Origin of the sequence: Streptomyces sp. NBC_00259 (assembly GCF_036181745.1) — a bacterium.
GTDB classification, from domain to species: domain Bacteria; phylum Actinomycetota; class Actinomycetes; order Streptomycetales; family Streptomycetaceae; genus Streptomyces; species Streptomyces pratisoli.
Genome location: NZ_CP108080.1, coordinates 3,389,430 through 3,404,852, shown reverse-complemented (window position 1 = coordinate 3,404,852; position 15,423 = coordinate 3,389,430). Strand labels below are relative to the sequence as shown.

Annotated in this window: 15 protein-coding genes; 7 read left to right on the top strand and 8 right to left on the bottom strand. The window is 72.5% G+C overall.

Going from position 1 to position 15,423, the window contains the following annotated elements:
• Nucleotides 1–204: 204 nt before the first annotated feature.
• From OG766_RS15100 to OG766_RS15090, 3 genes are all read right to left on the bottom strand, one after another.
• Nucleotides 205–972, bottom strand: a complete 768-nt coding sequence (locus OG766_RS15100; RefSeq protein ID WP_328725553.1) for a pyridoxine/pyridoxamine 5'-phosphate oxidase — start codon at nt 970–972, stop codon at nt 205–207.
• 10 nt (nt 973–982) lie between these two features.
• Nucleotides 983–1,408, bottom strand: a complete 426-nt coding sequence (locus tag OG766_RS15095; RefSeq protein WP_328727479.1) for a pyridoxamine 5'-phosphate oxidase family protein — start codon at nt 1,406–1,408, stop codon at nt 983–985.
• Between the two features lie 177 nt (nt 1,409–1,585).
• Nucleotides 1,586–2,770 carry a thiolase C-terminal domain-containing protein gene (locus tag OG766_RS15090; RefSeq protein WP_328725552.1) on the bottom strand — a complete coding sequence of 395 codons (1,185 nt, stop codon included), beginning with the start codon at nt 2,768–2,770 and terminating at the stop codon, nt 1,586–1,588.
• Between the two features lie 48 nt (nt 2,771–2,818).
• Here OG766_RS15090 and OG766_RS15085 point away from each other — a divergent pair, with 48 nt between their 5' ends.
• From OG766_RS15085 to OG766_RS15075, 3 genes are all read left to right on the top strand, one after another.
• Nucleotides 2,819–3,190 carry an iron chaperone gene (locus OG766_RS15085; RefSeq protein WP_328725551.1) on the top strand — a complete coding sequence of 124 codons (372 nt, stop codon included), beginning with the start codon at nt 2,819–2,821 and terminating at the stop codon, nt 3,188–3,190.
• A gap of 177 nt (nt 3,191–3,367) precedes the next feature.
• On the top strand, nt 3,368–4,570 hold the full coding sequence (locus OG766_RS15080) for an acyl-CoA dehydrogenase family protein (protein ID WP_328725550.1): 1,203 nt from the start codon (nt 3,368–3,370) through the stop codon (nt 4,568–4,570).
• Nucleotides 4,570–5,100, top strand: a complete 531-nt coding sequence (locus tag OG766_RS15075; RefSeq protein ID WP_266379157.1) for a nitroreductase/quinone reductase family protein — start codon at nt 4,570–4,572, stop codon at nt 5,098–5,100. The genes OG766_RS15080 and OG766_RS15075 overlap by 1 nt, the downstream gene beginning before the upstream one ends.
• A gap of 100 nt (nt 5,101–5,200) precedes the next feature.
• On the opposite strand, the gene OG766_RS15070 is transcribed toward OG766_RS15075, so the two are convergent.
• The gene (locus OG766_RS15070; protein WP_266379154.1) at nt 5,201–5,848 is read right to left on the bottom strand and encodes a TetR family transcriptional regulator; all 648 of its coding nucleotides are present in this window, start codon (nt 5,846–5,848) and stop codon (nt 5,201–5,203) included.
• 277 nt (nt 5,849–6,125) lie between these two features.
• Here OG766_RS15070 and OG766_RS15065 point away from each other — a divergent pair, with 277 nt between their 5' ends.
• Entirely contained in the window at nt 6,126–6,971 is an 846-nt protein-coding gene (locus OG766_RS15065) for a VOC family protein (protein WP_328725549.1), read from the top strand.
• A gap of 127 nt (nt 6,972–7,098) precedes the next feature.
• Nucleotides 7,099–9,519, top strand: a complete 2,421-nt coding sequence (locus OG766_RS15060) for an outer membrane protein assembly factor BamB family protein (RefSeq protein WP_328725548.1) — start codon at nt 7,099–7,101, stop codon at nt 9,517–9,519.
• Nucleotides 9,520–9,633: 114 nt separating this feature from the next.
• Here the strand turns inward: OG766_RS15060 and OG766_RS15055 are convergent, their stop codons facing one another.
• Nucleotides 9,634–10,359, bottom strand: coding sequence for a hypothetical protein (locus OG766_RS15055; protein ID WP_328725547.1), 726 nt, complete (start codon nt 10,357–10,359; stop codon nt 9,634–9,636).
• A gap of 198 nt (nt 10,360–10,557) precedes the next feature.
• Here OG766_RS15055 and OG766_RS15050 point away from each other — a divergent pair, with 198 nt between their 5' ends.
• Complete coding sequence (locus OG766_RS15050) at nt 10,558–11,394, top strand: hypothetical protein (protein WP_328725546.1); 837 nt, start codon at nt 10,558–10,560, stop codon at nt 11,392–11,394.
• Nucleotides 11,395–11,404: 10 nt separating this feature from the next.
• On the opposite strand, the gene OG766_RS15045 is transcribed toward OG766_RS15050, so the two are convergent.
• Genes OG766_RS15045 through OG766_RS15035 form a run of 3 tightly spaced genes read right to left on the bottom strand, consistent with a single transcriptional unit; the run spans nt 11,405 to nt 13,787 of the window.
• Nucleotides 11,405–12,184, bottom strand: a complete 780-nt coding sequence (locus tag OG766_RS15045; RefSeq protein ID WP_328725545.1) for an enoyl-CoA hydratase/isomerase family protein — start codon at nt 12,182–12,184, stop codon at nt 11,405–11,407.
• Nucleotides 12,184–12,630, bottom strand: a complete 447-nt coding sequence (locus OG766_RS15040; RefSeq protein WP_328725544.1) for a Zn-ribbon domain-containing OB-fold protein — start codon at nt 12,628–12,630, stop codon at nt 12,184–12,186. Before OG766_RS15040 ends, OG766_RS15045 begins: the two co-directional genes overlap by 1 nt.
• A gap of 8 nt (nt 12,631–12,638) precedes the next feature.
• Complete coding sequence (locus OG766_RS15035; RefSeq protein ID WP_328725543.1) at nt 12,639–13,787, bottom strand: lipid-transfer protein; 1,149 nt, start codon at nt 13,785–13,787, stop codon at nt 12,639–12,641.
• 59 nt (nt 13,788–13,846) lie between these two features.
• Here OG766_RS15035 and OG766_RS15030 point away from each other — a divergent pair, with 59 nt between their 5' ends.
• Nucleotides 13,847–15,418 (top strand): FadD3 family acyl-CoA ligase, encoded by a 1,572-nt coding sequence (locus OG766_RS15030; protein ID WP_328725542.1) that lies wholly within the window; start codon nt 13,847–13,849, stop codon nt 15,416–15,418.
• The last annotated feature ends 5 nt before the right edge of the window (nt 15,419–15,423 follow it).

The following is a 15,423-nucleotide window of genomic DNA, read 5'->3' as shown; positions in this document are numbered from 1 at the left end:
TCAACGGGGCAAGGTGCGTCCGACCGCAGGCGTACGAACCGGCGTGAGGAAATGGTCCCCCGGATGTAGGCCGGGAGGGGCCGTTTTTCCGTCCGGGGGTGTCACGGCAGTGGGGGCGTCACGACATCCGGGGGCCCGCCTGGCAGGGGGAGCCGGTCCGGCAGCGGAGCTGCTCAGGCGGCGGGGCCGGTCCGGTCGTTCGGACTACGGCCAGAGCAATTCCCGTGCCCAGCCCTTCCCTTCGTGCAGGTAGCGCAGGCGTACGTGGCGCCGACGTGCCTCGCCCTGGAAGAACTCCACCTCGGACGGTTCGAGCACGTACACCGTCCAGGTGCCCGACGTCGCGTCCGGCTCGGCCGCCGCCCGTTCCCAGGCCGCCTCGCTCGCCCGCTCCAACTCCTCGTAAGCGACGAGTGGTTCGCTCTGTCGCCCGACCAGGGCCGCTGCCAGTGCACCCGTCGAGCGCGCGTGCAGATCGGCGTACGCCTCGTCCGCCGTACCCGGGACGACCCGTCCGCGGACGCGGATCTGCCGCCCCTGCGCGGGCCAGTAGAAGCCGAGCGCCGCGTCGGGGCGGGCGGCGAGTTGGCGGCCCTTCGCGCTCGTCGAGTGGGAGGCGAAGTGCCAGCCGCGCTCGTCGGCGTCGTGCAGCATCAGCGTCCGGACGTCCGGACGGCCGTCCTCGTCGACGGTGGCGAGGGTCATGGTGTGCGGCTCGGGCTGGCCGGCGGCCGCGGCCTCGACGAACCAGCGGTGGAAGAGCGGCAGCGGGTCGCCGGGCGCGTCCGCGGGGTCGAACGCGGGCAGTTCGGTGTCCCACACCCGCAGCGACCTGAGGAGACTGTGGAAGTCCTGGCCGGAGCTGGTGCCGGAGCCGGAGCCGGAGCTGATGCCGGTGCCGGTGCCGGTGCCGGTGCCGGTGCCGGTGCCGGTGCTGGAGCTGGGGCCGGTGCTGCCGTGCTCGTGCGTCATGCCCCGATCTTCACACCTGGCCCAGGTCCGCCGACACCCACCTCTCCGGGCGCATATGGATCACGACCTGCTCGCCGTGGTTCTTCGCGGCGAACTCGACGTAGCCGTCGACCTTCTCCGCCGGCAGGTAGCGGGCCGACATCTCCCGGAGCAGAGCGGGCGTCCCGGGCGCCGTCCTGGTCACCGGGCCCTCGACGGAGACGTAGCGGATGGTGGGTTCGATCCGGTCGACCAGCAGCGAGAAGCGCCCCGCCGCGTCGACACGCCGGTGCTTGCGCGAGTCCCGCCCGGTCAGGATCCAGACCTCGCCGCCCGCCTCGTACTGGTACCAGATCGGCACGGTGAGCGGCCCGCGGCCCTCTCCACCGTCCACCGAGAACGCCGCCACATGCGGCTGTGCCAGGAACTGTTCGCGCTCTTCGAGGGTCAGGGCCACCGGAGTCTCCTTCGCGCCGATTCGTGCGGTCGACAGGCTTGCGGGTCGCATGAACTCCACCCCACTGTGCCGCACCGACCGCCCCGGGCGAACGCGGACGCGCGCAGGCGTGTCCTGACCTGCGGCGACGGACGGACCCGGCCCCGGGCCGGCCCCCGGCGCGCCGTCCGGACCGGCTCAGCGGCCCAGCACCACCGTTCCCGCGGAGCAGAACCAGCCGCCCGTGCCCGAGGCGACGGCCAGCTCCGGAAGGCTGCCGTCCGGGCGCCGTACCTGATGGCCGCCCGCCTCGCCGCGCAGCTGCCGTACGGCCTCGACCAGCAGGAACAGCCCTCGCATCCCGGGATGGCAGGCCGAGAGCCCGCCGCCGTCGGTGTTCACGGGCAGCTCGCCGTCCAGCCGCAGCCGGCCCTTCTCGACGAACGCCCCGCCCTCGCCCTTCGCGCAGAAGCCGAGGTCCTCCAGCGTCACGAGCGTCATGTAGGTGAAGGCGTCGTAGATCTCGGCGACGTCGACGTCCGCCGGCCGCACCCCGGCCCGCTCGAAGGCGAGCCGTCCGCTGACCGCGGCGGGCGAGACCGTGAAGTCCTCCCATTCCGACATCGTCGTGTGCGAGACGTTCTCGCCGGCGCCGAGCACCCACACCGGCGCCTTCGCCGTGTCCGGTACGTACTCCTCCGCCGCCAGCAGCACCGCGCAGCCGCCGTCGCTGCGGATACAGCAGTGCAGCTTGGTGAACGGATCGGCGATCACCGGGCCGGCCAGCACGTCGTCCACGGTGATCGGCTCGCGGAACATCGCGTCGGGGTTGTGCGCGGCGTTCGCCCGCGCCTGGACGGCGACCTCGGCGAGCTGCTCCAGCGTCGTGCCGTACTCGTGCATGTGGCGGCGGGCGGCCATCGCGTACTTGGCGATCAGCGTGTGCCCGTACGGGGCCTCGAACTGCAGCGGCCCGCGGGCGCCGAAGGAGAGGTTGGAGGTGCGGCGTCCCGCGCGGATGTCGGCGCGGGCCGTGGACCCGTAGACGAGGAGTACGGCATTGGCGTGACCTGCGGCGATGGCGTCCGCGGCGTGCGCGGCCATGACCTCCCAGGTGGCGCCGCCGACTGAGGTGGAATCCACCCAGCGGGGCCTCAGGCCGAGATACTCGGCCACCTCGGCCGGCGCGAGGGTGCCGAGCCCGGCCGAGGCGAAACCGTCGACCATGTCCCGGCCGAGCCCCGAGTCGGCGAGGGCGCGGCGGGCGGCCTGGGCGTGCAGGGCGTACGGGGTCGGGCCGTCGACGCGGCCGCAGTCCGAGAGGGATATGCCGACGACGGCGACCTTGCGGGGGGCGCGAGGGCTGCGCTGACTGATGGGCATGAATCTGACGGTACATCAGATCTATGGGGCCGGCGGTACGCTCGTCGCATGGTCCAGTCCCATGCCGAAGACGTCGACGGTTACCTCGCGGAGGTGGCCGATCCCGACCGGCTGACCGCGCTCGTCCGCATCCGTGAACTGTGCCGGACCGAGCTCGGCGGCCACGAGGAACTCATGGCGTACGGCATGCCCGCGTACCGCCGCCCCGGCGGTGAGCCCGAGATCGCCTTCGCCAACCAGAAGCAGTACATCTCCTTCTATCTGATGCGTCCGGACGTCCGGGAGGGCTTCGAGGAGCGGCTCGCCGGCCAGGAGATGGGCAAGGGCTGCCTGCGCTTCCGCCGTACCGAGCGGATCGACTTCGATCTCGTACGGGACCTGCTGAAGGCGGTCGCCGCGAGGCCGGGCGAGGTCTGCTGACGGTCCGGGCTCCGGTCCGGTCTCCGGTTCCGGCAACTCCGGTCCCGGTCTCCGGTTCCGGCACCTCCGGTCCCGGTCTCCGGTTCCGGCACCTCTGCTTCCCGTGCGCCCGGCTCTGGGCTTCTGGGGGCTCCGTCCCTATCATGACGGCCCGTCAGACGCCGAGGGGAGCCGCCGATGGACGCCGCCTTCACGACGGAGCAGTCCGAGATCCGCCGCACACTGCACACGGCCCTCTCCCGGGGTGTGCCGCCGGGGCCTCCCGGCCCAGGCGGCCATGCGGCAGGACCCGGGTACGACGCCGGACTGTGGGCGCGGCTCGCCGACGGGCTCGGGCTGCCGGGGCTCGCGCTCGACGAGGCGTACGGAGGCGTCGGCTGCGGCACCGTGGAGCTGGCCCTCGCCTGTGAGGAGGTGGGGCGGGCCCTCGTACCGCTGCCGCTGTTCGCGACGGCCGGGCTCGCGGCGTCGCTGATCACGGCGCTCGGGAGCGAACGGCAGCGCACCACGCTGCTGCCGGCGATCGCCCGCGGTGCGCTCACCGCGACGCTCGCCGTCCCCGGCGGCGGCATCGCCACCGCGCTCGCCCTCACCGGCGACAACGCGGACGGCGCGTGGGCCGGTGGCGGCCGGGCCGGCGGCGTCCAGGCCAGGCCCGACGGGGAGGGCGGCTGGCTGCTGTACGGGGAAGCCGCACAGGTCCTGGACGGGCACAGTGCCGGGCTGCTGCTCGTCGCCGCGCACGCCGGAGGCTTCGCACGCGGCCGCACCCTGCTCTTCCTCGTCCGCGCCGACACCGCGCGGGGGCTGCGGCGCACCCGCTGGACCGCGCTCGACGAGACCCGGCCGCAGGCTCGCGTCGAACTCCGCGACACCCGGGCCGAGTTGCTCGGCGACGACCCGCACGCGGACGTCGCCGCCGCGCTCGCCGCGACCGGACGCACCGCGGCCACGCTGCTCGCGGCGGAGGCCGCCGGGGCGGCGGAGGCCGCCCTGGACCGCACGGTCGCCTACGTCAAGGAACGCGAGCAGTTCGGCCGGGCCATCGGCTCCTTCCAGGCGGTCAAGCACCGGCTCGCCGACCTGTACGCACGCGTCCAGTCGGCCAGGTCCGCGGCCTACTACGCGGCCTGGGACCCGGGCGCCGGCGGGCTCGCCCTCGCCCAGTGCCTGGAGGCGCTCCGGATCGTCACCGGCGAGGCGATCCAGCTGCACGGCGGCATCGGCTTCACCTGGGAGCACGAGGCGCATCTCTACTTCAAGCGGGCCGCCTCCGACGAACTGCTCTTCGGGCCGGTCCACCGGCTGAGGGCCCGCGCCGCGGAGACGGCGGGGCTGTTCGTCCCCGCGGCGGGAACCCGAAAGGCGGTCGGTGTCTGATGCGACCCGGGTTCCGCATGGTCCAGAAGGTGTCCTCGACCCGTACCTTCGCGAAGATCGCCCCGCACGTCATCCCGGCCATGGACCGGGCCGTCCACCGGCTCACCCGTGGAAAAGTGCTGCTGAGCGCCCAGATGCTGCCCGGCGTCGTCCTCACCGCACGGGGTGCGAGCTCCGGCCTGCCGCGGCGCACACCGCTGGCCTGCATGCCGGAGGAGAACGCCGGTACCTGGATCCTGGTCGGCTCCAACTTCGGCCGCCCGGGCCACCCGGCCTGGACCGGCAACCTGCTGAAGCACCCCGAGGCGGAGGTCAGCTGGAAGGGCGAGGACATCCCCGTCCGGGCGGACCTGCTGACGGGAGAGGAACGCGCGGCGGTGTGGCGGACCCTGCTGACGTTCTGGCCGCCGTACGCGACGTACCAGGCGAGGGTGGAGCGGGAGATACGGGTCTTCCGCCTGACCCGGCGCCGGCGGTCGGGGGCCGACCCGGCGGGCGGCGGAGCCGCAGGACGTACGCGTACCGGCTGATCCGGGGAACGGCCGGGAACGCGGTCGGCAGCGGGACGGAACGGGCGTGCCTGTGACAGGACTTGGCGCGGGCGCGCCCGTCATCGCATACGGCCGCCCGCTACTTCGTCGGCTTCTTGCCCGTGATGCCCAGATGCACCAGGAGCGCCAGATTCGGCTTCAGTTCGGCCTGCTTGACGCCCCAGGTCTGGAAGCCCTTCTGGTGCGACGCCACCGACGCCAGCATCGCGACCAGCGAGCCCGCCATCGCCGCCGGGCTCACGTCCTTGTCGACCTTGCCCTTGGACTGCAGGTCCTTCACCGCGTCCGTAAGGGAGTTGGTCACCGAGTTCAGGATCTTCATGCGGATCTTGTAGAAGCGCTTGTCGCCCTCGGCCGCGCCGAGGTCGACCACACGCAGGATCGCGTCGTGCTTGCGCCAGAAGTCGAGGAAGCCCTCGACGAGCTGCTCCGAGGTCTGCCAGCCCGCCTTGCCGACCCAGGAACGGCCGGACACGAGCTCGGTCAACGCCGCGCCCTCCGTGGCCATTTCCTCCGCGACCTCGAGGACCGCGCCCTCGACGTCCGGGAAGTACTGGTAGAAGGTCGCGGGCGAAGTCCCCGCTTTCCGGGCCACGTCGATGACCTTGACGTCCCGGTACGGCGAGGAGCTGAGCATCTCGCTGAGGCAGTCGAGCAGCTTCTGCCGCGTCGCCTGGCCGCGTCTGCCGGCAACCCGGCCGTCGACGGTGCGTACTTGTCCTGTCATGCCGTCAGCTTACCGAGGGGTGATCGGCGCGCGATTCGGCCGACTGCAAATGGGGTGCGCCCACCGCGCCCCCCGCGTGGGCCAATAGTGTTATCAACAGCCTGTGGATAATTTCGGTGGACAACTCAACGAACGGCCCCCCTCTGCGTGCGGCGCATGCCACAGTCGGTTTGACTGTGGCTGACGTCACACTCTGTGTTGAGGAGTCTGCGCCGCGGATCTGCACCGTCCAGAGCCCCGCGCCATGCCGACTCCGCGTCGAGGAAGGGGTCGGACCATGGCCGCATTCACGGAGGGCGCGCCCTGCTGGGTGGACGCCCAGCTGCCCGATCTTGAAGCGGGCAAGCGTTTCTACGGCGAACTGTTCGGCTGGACGTACGGCAAGGAGACCGACGCGGAAGCCGCCGGGAAGCCTGCCGAGCGGTACGGCCACCACGCACACCCCACCCCCGCACTCCTCGACGGGAAACTCGTCGCCGTCCTGGCCCCCAAAAGCGACGGCCGCATGCCCACGACCTGGGGCGTCTACTTCTCCACGGCCGACGCCACCGCCACCGCCGGCAAGATCAGAAACGCCGGCGGACAAGTGATCACCGCCCCGACGCCCGTCGGCCGCGCCGGCACGACGGTGCTCGCCGCCGACCCCGGCGGCGCCGTCTTCGGCCTCTGGCAGCCGGGCGAGCAGCCCGGATTCGAGCTCCAGGGCAGCCCCGGCTCGTTCTGCTGGACCGAGGTCTACACACGGGACAAGGAGGCCGTCGACCGCTTCTACACGGAGGTCTTCGGCTTCCAGGGCACCCCGCTGCCCGACGACACCGTCGACTACCTGATGTGGTCACCCGCCGGAACGGAGCCCGGGGAGGACACCGCGATCGGCGGACGCAGCGTGATCACCGACGCGTTCCCGGCGGAAATGCCCGGCCATTTCCTCGTCTACTTCTCCGTCGAGGACTGCGACACCACCGTCGAAACCGTCACCCGCCTCGGCGGCCGCGTCACGGCACCCCCCTTCGACATCCCGTACGGCCGCATGGCCGTCCTCACCGACAACCAGGGCGCCGCCTTCGCCGTCCTCGCCGAGCCGGACACCACTTCCGCCCCCTCCACCACCACCGACACCTGAGCAGCACGTCAAAATAGCCCGGGACACCCCGATACCGCCCCGGGTTCGCAACCCTGCCCTCCGGCAGGAACAATCAGGGTCGACGGGGCCGTACCTACATGGCCCGTACGGGGAGGTGGCAGGCGAAGTGGAGCAGCTGACGCAGCACGACCCGAGGCGGATCGGCCCCTTCGAGGTGCTGGGACGGCTCGGCGCCGGCGGCATGGGGCTGGTCTATCTCGCACGGTCGGCGTCCGGCCGGCGCGTGGCGATCAAGACGGTGCGCACCGAGCTCGCCGAGGACCAGCTGTTCCGCGTCCGCTTCACCCGCGAGGTGGAGGCGGCACGCGCGGTCTCCGGCTTCTACACCGCGGCCGTCGTGGACGCCGACCCGCGCGCGGCCGTGCCGTGGCTCGCCACCGCGTACGTCCCCGCCCCCTCGCTCGAAGAAATAGTGAACGAATGCGGGCCGATGCCCGCCCAGGCCGTCCGCTGGCTGGCGGCCGGCATCGCCGAGGCCCTCCAGTCCATCCACGGCGCGGGCCTCGTCCACCGGGACCTGAAGCCGTCGAACGTCCTCGTCGTCGAGGACGGCCCGCGCGTGATCGACTTCGGTATCGCCTCCGGCGTCTCCAACACCCGGCTGACCATGACCAACGTCGCCGTCGGCACCCCCGCCTACATGTCGCCCGAACAGGCCCGCGACTCGCGCAGCGTGACCGGCGCGAGCGACGTCTTCTCACTCGGCTCCACCCTGGTCTTCGCCGCGACCGGACACGCGCCCTTCCACGGCGCCAACCCCGTCGAAACGGTCTTCATGCTGCTCCGCGAAGGCCCCGACCTGGCCGGCCTGCCCGACGAGCTGCGGCCGCTGATCGAATCCTGCATGCAGATGGACGCCGGGCGGCGCCCCACCCCCGAGGACCTGCAGGCACAGCTCGCCCCCCATCTGTTCTCCTCCGGCAGCGACGACAGCGGCACGGCCTCCGCATGGCTCCCCGGCCGTGCCGTGTCACTGATCGAGACACGACGCGGCGGGCGCCTGCCGAACGCGAGCGGCGGCCCCGCCGGCGGACGCCGGCCCCAGGCACCCGCCACCCCGCCCAAGCCACAGCACGCCCCCGCCCGCGGCGACCGGGACGGCGGCCGGCACGGCGCCCACGCCGCACCCCGCGACACCGGGCAGCACGGCCCCCGGCCCGCCGCCCCCGCGGACCACGGCGCCGGACCCGTGCAACTCCCCGGCAGCAAGGTCCCCATCGGCCCCGGCCCCCGCGCCGACGCCCGCAGCGCCGTCGCCGTGGACGCCGGACCCGCCACCGGCTGGATCCGCCCGCCCGGAGGCGAGGTCGCCACCAGCGCCATGACCGCCCCCACGGCCGCCCCGCCCGTCCCCGCACCCGCCGCAGCCCCGGACGACGCGGGCCCCGCACGCTGGCGGCCCTGGCGGTTCCGGATGTCCAACGACGTCTGGGGCACCCCCGTCGTGGACGGCGACCTGCTCTACGTCACCTCCTTCGAGGTCCACGCCCTCGATGTGGCCAGCGGCCGCCGCCAGTTCAAGACACGCGACGTGGCCTGGGCGATGACCGTCACCGGCGGCCGCATCCACGGCTCCGACGGCCCCACCCTCTACGCCCTCGACGCCACCGACGGCACCGAACGGTGGCGACTGCAGACCGACGCCTGGGTGTACTCCCTCAAAGCCGCCCGCGGCACCGTCGTCACCGCCACCCGCGGCGGCGGCATCCAGGGCTGGGAGGCCTCCAACGGCGAGAAACTCTGGGAGGTCAACGGCGCCCAGACCGACTTCGAAACACCCGAAGCCGGGCCCGCGCTGCACGACGACACCGTCTACGCCTGGCGCAACGCCCGGCTCCAGGCCCTCGACGCCCGCACCGGCACGGAACGCTGGTCCTACCCCGTCGGCGACGCGGCCTCCTGCGGCGGCGTACCCGTCCGCGTCACCCACGCCCCCGACGGCTGCACGTACATCGCGGCCGGAACCCGTGTGCTCTGCGTCGACACCATGAACGGCCAGGTGCGCTGGCACTTCGAAGCGCCCGCGGTCTTCCTCTCCCCGCCCGCCTACGCCCCCGGGCCCGCCGTGACCGGCGGCGGGATCTACCTCGCCGACTACCTCGGCACGGTGTACGCCCTCGACTCCACGACCGGGAAGGACCGCTGGCGCATCGCCACCGAGTCCCGCCAGTCCGTCGAGCCCGTCCTCGTCGCCGACGGCAGCGTCCACGTCGGCAGCGGCAGCGCGCTCTACACCCTGGACGCGGTCACCGGCACGCCCAAGTGGCGCTTCGCCGCGGGCGGCGAGGTCATCGGCACCCCCGTCGTCGCCGACGGCCGCGTCCACTTCGGCTCCGCCGACCACGTGCTCTACACCCTGGACGCGAACGGCGGCCAGCTCCGCTGGAAGCTCGCCACCGGCGGCGAGATCACCGGCTCCCCGGTCGCGAGAGGCGGCGTCGTCTACGCCTGCTCCAAGGACCGCTGCGTGTACGCACTCGACGCGGCGAAGGGCACGGCGACGGGCAGGGCGGGCGCGGGCCGCTAGGCCAGCGGGCACCGGACCGCCGGGTGCCGGACCGGCACGAGGGCAGCCTCGCCCGGGGCGGATCCCCGCATCCCCGCTGCTCCGCCGTTCGAGCGGCGGGCCGCTCGCGCGCGACTAGCGCGGAGGACCGTCCTCACGGAACGGGTCCTGGCCGGGGCCCGCCCCGTACGGGTCCGGCCGCGGCCGTCGCGGCGTCGAAGGGCCGGCCGGATCCACCGGATACCCCGACTGCGTCGGCTGTGACGGATACGGCTGCGAGGGATACGGCTGCGTCGGCTGTGACGGATACGGCTGTGTCGGTTGCGGGGGATACGTCGGCAGGGGCTGAGTGTCACCCGGCCCCGGCGCCCACCCGTACGGCTCGTCCGCCGCGGGCGGATACCCGGACTCGTCCCAGTCCCGCTCCTCCTCGAACCCCTCCACCCTCGGCGAGCGCCCGGCCATCACCAGAGCACCCAGCAGCAGAAGCAGCCCACCACCCAGCGCCGCCGCCACCCCGTCCCCGAGCACGGGGCCTTCCCCACCGACCGTGAGGCTCCCCGCCGCCTGCCCCTGCCGCACCATCCACAGGATCGTGAAGCCGAGGACGACCAGCCCGGCCAGCGCCACCAGCACCCGCGAACGCAGCACCACGCCGATCAGCGTCACCAGCGCCGCGAAGGCGAACGGCAACAGGATCGACGTCGTGATCTCCGTCTGGGCGTCGGTGATGCCGCCGAACAGGTCCTGGATCCGGTAGTCGCCGCCGGGGCGGCCGTCGTACCAGGCACGGAAGGGGCTCCATACGGCGGCCGCCGCTCCGGCGAGAGCCAGGACCGAGCCGATGACATTGCGGACCATCGCCGGCCTCCTCTCCGGACCATGACGCTACGCCCGCGGGTGCGGCTTCGCGACCGTTGAATTGTCGCGCGTACATCAAGATTCGCGAAGGGGGACGGCGAGGGACCCTCAAGGCCCCGGAGGACCGCGGCGGACCCCGGAGGACCGCACCCTCGCAGGCTCGCTTACCGTGGTGGCCGCCGACGGAGGAGATGCACCGTGCCCGCCCGCCCCAGCGTTCTGTACGTGACCGACCTCGCCTACCCGGCCCGAGGACGGCGCTACTGCGACGAGGACATCCTCCTGACCTCCCGGCTCCGCACGGACTTCGACATCGCCCTGTGCCACCCGCTCGACGCCACGGCGCTCATGGACCGCTTCGACGCCGTCGTCGTCCGCAACAGCGGACCCGTACTGCACTACCAGAAGGAGTACGACGCCTTCCGCGCACAGGCGACCGCACACGGCACCCGCGTCTACAACCCCCTGACCGGCCGGGGCGACATGGCCGGCAAGCAGTACCTGCTGGACCTCACCGCAGCCGGATACCCGGTCATCCCCACCGTCGACCGGCCCCAGGACCTCGGCCGGCTGCCCGACACCGGCCTCTACGCCGTCAAGCCCAAGGCCGGTGCCGACTCCATAGGACTGACCTTCCTGCCCCACGACCGGCTCGCCGGCCTCGACTACGGCGACATCCTGGTCCAGCCGCGCATCGACTTCCGCTACGAGGTGTCCTTCTACTACGTCGACGACACCTTCCAGTACGCCCTCCATGCCCCCGACCCCGAGCGCCGCTGGGTCCTCCAGCCCTACGAACCCACCGGAGCCGACCTCGACTTCGCCCGGCGCTTCATCGACTGGAACACCCTCGACCACGGCATCCAGCGCGTCGACGCCTGCCGCACCCAGGACGGCGACCTGCTCCTGGTCGAGCTGGAGGACCTCAACCCCTACCTGTCCCTGGACCACGTCGACGACCGGACCCGAGACACCTTCGTCGCCGCCATGACGGCCTCCCTCCACCGGTTCCTGGCCGCCGGACCCGGCGCCTGAGAACGGCCACTCACCGCATCCGGAACCCGCTCCCGCGGGCGGAGAACAGCTCCGCCTGCCGCTCCGGCGGCAGATTGCCGAGCGCGACGAGCTGCGGCGCGTGCGCCAGCGCCTGCGAGCGCACCGCCTCCTTCGCCGCCCAGACCGCCCGGACCGTCCCCTGCACCGCCTCCGTCGGATACGCGGCGATGACGGCGGCACACCGCACCGCCGCCGCCACCTCCTCACCGGGCGGGGTCACTTCACTGACCAGCCCGGTCTCGTACGCGCGCCGGGCCGAGACCCGCTCGGCGGTGCCCATCAGCGCCATCCGGGCCGCCTCCCCGAACGGCATCCGCATCGCCATGTACACCGACTCGTACGCGCTGACCATGCCGTACGTGGTGTGCGGATCGAAGAAGACCGCGTCCTCGGCCGCGATCAGGAACTCCGCCTCACCCAGCAGATAGAACGCGCCGCCGCACGCGAGCCCGCGCACCGCCGCGATCACCGGTTTCCACAGGTCGTTCGCCTTCGGCCCGATCGCGATCAGCGGATCGTCGACCGAGTAGGGCGACGCCGGCTGCGGCACTTCCACGGACCGGTCGATGCCGGTGCAGAACGCCTTCTCCCCGGCGCCCGTCACGACCACGGCCCGTACGGTCTCGTCGAAACGGAACTCCCGCCAGACGGCCGTCAGTTCCGCGGACGTGGCGAGGTCGATGGCATTGTGCCTGGCGGGCCGGTCGAGGGTGACGACGGCGACGCCGGTCTCCTTGTCCCGCTCGACGCGGACCCCGGGAGCGCCCATCACCGCTCCAGCAGCCAGCGCGGCACGGTCACACCGCCGCCCTGCTCGGTGAACGCCACCCTCACCGCCGCCCCGATGCGCAGCCGCGCCGGGTCGACCGAGTTCAGCGCGGCGTCCGGCGCGGCCACGACGTTCCCGACGAGCCGGATGTGCGGGGCGTCCGCGAGTTCGACGACGACCGCGTTGTACGGTGCCTGCTCGGCGTAGAAGGGCAGCAGCGGCGGATGCGGCCGCACATAGGACCAGATCCGGCCGCGGCCGCTCATCCGGCGCCACTCGCTGTCGAAGGACCGGCAGTGCGGGCAGCAGGGCCGCGGCGGGAAGCGCAGCTCGCCGCAGGAGCCGCAGGCCTGGATGCGGAGCTGGCCCTGGGCGGCGTACTCCCAGAAGGGCGCACCGTCATCGTCGATGACGGGTGTCAGATAGCCGATGTCAAAGTCTGTCATCTGTCATCTCAACTCCTCATAAGCACGGCCGACGTCGGGACTCCCTCGCCCGCCGTGACCAGACAGGTCGCGGCGTCCGGCACCTGTGCGGTGGAGGTGCCGCGTAGCTGCTTCACGCCCTCGGTGATGAGGTTGAAGCCGTGGACGTACGCCTCGCTGAGCCCGCCGCCGCCGGTGTTGATCGGCAGCCGGCCGCCGATCTCCAGTGCGCCGCCCTCCGTGAACGCGCCGCCCTCGCCGCGCCCGCAGAAGCCGTAGCCCTCCAGGGACAGGGGGACGAGCGGGGTGAACGCGTCGTAGATCTGGGCGACGTCGACGTCCTGCGGCCCGAAGTCGGCCCGCTTCCACAGGTGTCGGGCGGCGGTCCAGGCGGGGCCGGTGAGCGGGTCGTCGTTCCAGTAGTTGACCATGCCGTGGTGCTGGGAGGGCAGGCCCTGCCCGACGGAGTGCACGTACACGGGCCGGTGCCGGCAGTCGCGGGCGCGCTCGGCGCCGACGATGACGCAGGCCAGGGCCCCGTCCGTCTCCAGGCAGTTGTCGAAGAGGCACAGGGGCTCGCTGATCCAGCGTGCGGTCATGTACATCTCGCGGGTCAGCGGACGGTCGTACATGATCGCGGCGGGATTCTGGTTGGCGCGGTTGCGGCAGGCGAGGGCGACGTTGAAGAGGTGGTCGCGGGTGGCGCCGTACTCGTGCATGTAGCGCCGGGCGAGCATGCCGATCTCGTCGGCCGGCCGCAGCAGTCCGAAGGGGCGGGTCCACTGGCCGGGGGTGGGCAGCTGTACGGCGGTGTTCTTCCAGGGCCGCGGCCCGGAGCCGCGTTTGCGTGAGCGCCAGGCGACGCCGACGTTCGCCTGCCCGGTCGCGACGGCGGCGGCGAGGTGGGCGACGGTCGCGCACGATCCGCCGCCGCCGTAGCCGACCTTGCTGAAGAAGGTGACGTCGCCCGCGCCGATCGCCTTGGCCACCTCCACCTCGTCGGTCTCCTCCATCGTGTACGAGGCGAAACCGTCGACCTCCGCGGGGCTCAGTCCCGCGTCGTCGAGTGCGGCGAGGATGGCACGGCAGGCCAGGGTCTTCTCGGATTCGGGGAGGTGTTTCGCGAAGGGGGTCTGTCCGATCCCGGCTATCGCGGTTGCGTCCTTGAGGCTCGCCATGCGGGCGAGGGTACAGCTAATCTGACGGACAGTCAGCTACTGCGACGGGAGGACGGGCGATGCGCGGCGACCTTGAGTGGGGCTCCATCCCGAGGCTGGTACGGAGCGCCGCGGAACGGTACGGGGAACGTGAGGCCGTCGTCGAGGGCCGCACCCGCGTCTCGTACGCGGAGCTGGGGGAGCGCGTGGAGCGCGCGGCCGCCGCCTGTATCGCGGCGGGCGTCGAGCCCGGTGACCGGGTCGGCGTATGGGCGCCGAACACCCTGGAGTGGATCGTCTCCGCGCTCGGGGCGGTGTCCGCGGGCGCGGTGCTCGTCCCGCTGAACACCCGCTTCAAGGGCACGGAGGCGGCGTACGTCCTCGAACGCTCCCGCGCGAAGCTGCTGTTCATCACCGGCACGTTCCTGGGGACGTCGTACGTGGCGTCGCTGCGCCGCGCCGAGGTCGACCTCCCGCACCTGGAACAGGTGGTGGTGCTGGCGGACAGCGCGCCGGAGGACTACCGGACGTGGAAGGACTTCCTGGCGGGCGGCGACGGGGTGCCGGCGACGACGGTACGGGCCCGTGCGGACGCGGTGGCCTCCTCGGCCCCCTCGGACATCATCTTCACCTCGGGCACGACGGGCGCGCCGAAGGGCGCGGTGATCACCCACGCGCAGACGCTGCGCTGCTACGCGATCTGGTCCGAACTGGCCGGTCTGCGCGAGGGCGACCGCTATCTGATCGTGAACCCGTTCTTCCACACCTTCGGCTACAAGGCCGGCATCATCGCGTGCCTGATGCGCGGCGCGACGATGGTGCCGCAGCCGGTGTTCAACGTGGACACGGTGCTGGCGAACATCGCGTCCGAACGCATCTCGGTCCTGCCGGGCCCGCCGACGCTGCACCAGTCCCTGCTGGACCACCCGGGGCGCGACACCCATGACCTGTCCGCGCTGCGGCTGGTCGTCACCGGCGCCGCGGTGGTGCCGTTGCGCCTGGTCGAACGCCTGCGTGGCGAACTGCGCATCGCCACGGTCCTCACGGCGTACGGACTCTCGGAGGCGTCCGGCATCGTCACGATGTGCCGCCGCGGCGACGCCCCCGGGACGATCGCCTCGACCTCAGGCCGCGCCATCCCCGGCACCGAGGTCCGCGTCCTCGCCGCCGCGGGCGAGCCCGGTGAGGTCCTGGTCCGCGGTCACAACGTCATGCGGGGCTACTTCGAGGACCCGGAGGAGACGGCGAAGGTCCTCGACGCGGAGGGCTGGCTGCGGACGGGCGACGTGGGTGTCCTCGACGACGCGGGCAATCTGCGGATCACCGACCGGATCAAGGACATGTTCATCGTCGGCGGCTTCAACGCGTACCCGGCGGAGATCGAGCAACTCCTCGGGCTGCACCCGGACATCGCCGACGTCGCGGTGATCGGCGTCCCGGACGGCCGGCTGGGCGAGGTCGGCAGGGCCTACGCGGTCCGCCGAGCCGGATCGACGCTGACGGCGGACGATCTCATCGCCTGGTCGCGGCGGGAGATGGCGAACTACAAGGTGCCGAGGTCGGTGGAGTTCGTGACGGAGCTGCCGCGGAACGCGAGCGGGAAGGTCCTGAAGACGGAACTGCGGACGCGGGCCGAGGCCCACGCCCGCTGAACACA

Coding starts and splice junctions, on each gene's coding strand:
- OG766_RS15100 (WP_328725553.1), bottom strand. CDS start 972: ATGACGCACGAGCACGGCAGCACCGGCCCCAGCTCCAGCACCGGCACC.
- OG766_RS15090 (WP_328725552.1), bottom strand. CDS start 2,770: ATGCCCATCAGTCAGCGCAGCCCTCGCGCCCCCCGCAAGGTCGCCGTC.
- OG766_RS15085 (WP_328725551.1), top strand. CDS start 2,819: ATGGTCCAGTCCCATGCCGAAGACGTCGACGGTTACCTCGCGGAGGTG.
- OG766_RS15080 (WP_328725550.1), top strand. CDS start 3,368: ATGGACGCCGCCTTCACGACGGAGCAGTCCGAGATCCGCCGCACACTG.
- OG766_RS15075 (WP_266379157.1), top strand. CDS start 4,570: ATGCGACCCGGGTTCCGCATGGTCCAGAAGGTGTCCTCGACCCGTACC.
- OG766_RS15070 (WP_266379154.1), bottom strand. CDS start 5,848: ATGACAGGACAAGTACGCACCGTCGACGGCCGGGTTGCCGGCAGACGC.
- OG766_RS15065 (WP_328725549.1), top strand. CDS start 6,126: ATGGCCGCATTCACGGAGGGCGCGCCCTGCTGGGTGGACGCCCAGCTG.
- OG766_RS15055 (WP_328725547.1), bottom strand. CDS start 10,359: ATGGTCCGCAATGTCATCGGCTCGGTCCTGGCTCTCGCCGGAGCGGCG.
- OG766_RS15045 (WP_328725545.1), bottom strand. CDS start 12,184: ATGGGCGCTCCCGGGGTCCGCGTCGAGCGGGACAAGGAGACCGGCGTC.
- OG766_RS15040 (WP_328725544.1), bottom strand. CDS start 12,630: ATGACAGACTTTGACATCGGCTATCTGACACCCGTCATCGACGATGAC.
- OG766_RS15035 (WP_328725543.1), bottom strand. CDS start 13,787: ATGGCGAGCCTCAAGGACGCAACCGCGATAGCCGGGATCGGACAGACC.
- OG766_RS15030 (WP_328725542.1), top strand. CDS start 13,847: ATGCGCGGCGACCTTGAGTGGGGCTCCATCCCGAGGCTGGTACGGAGC.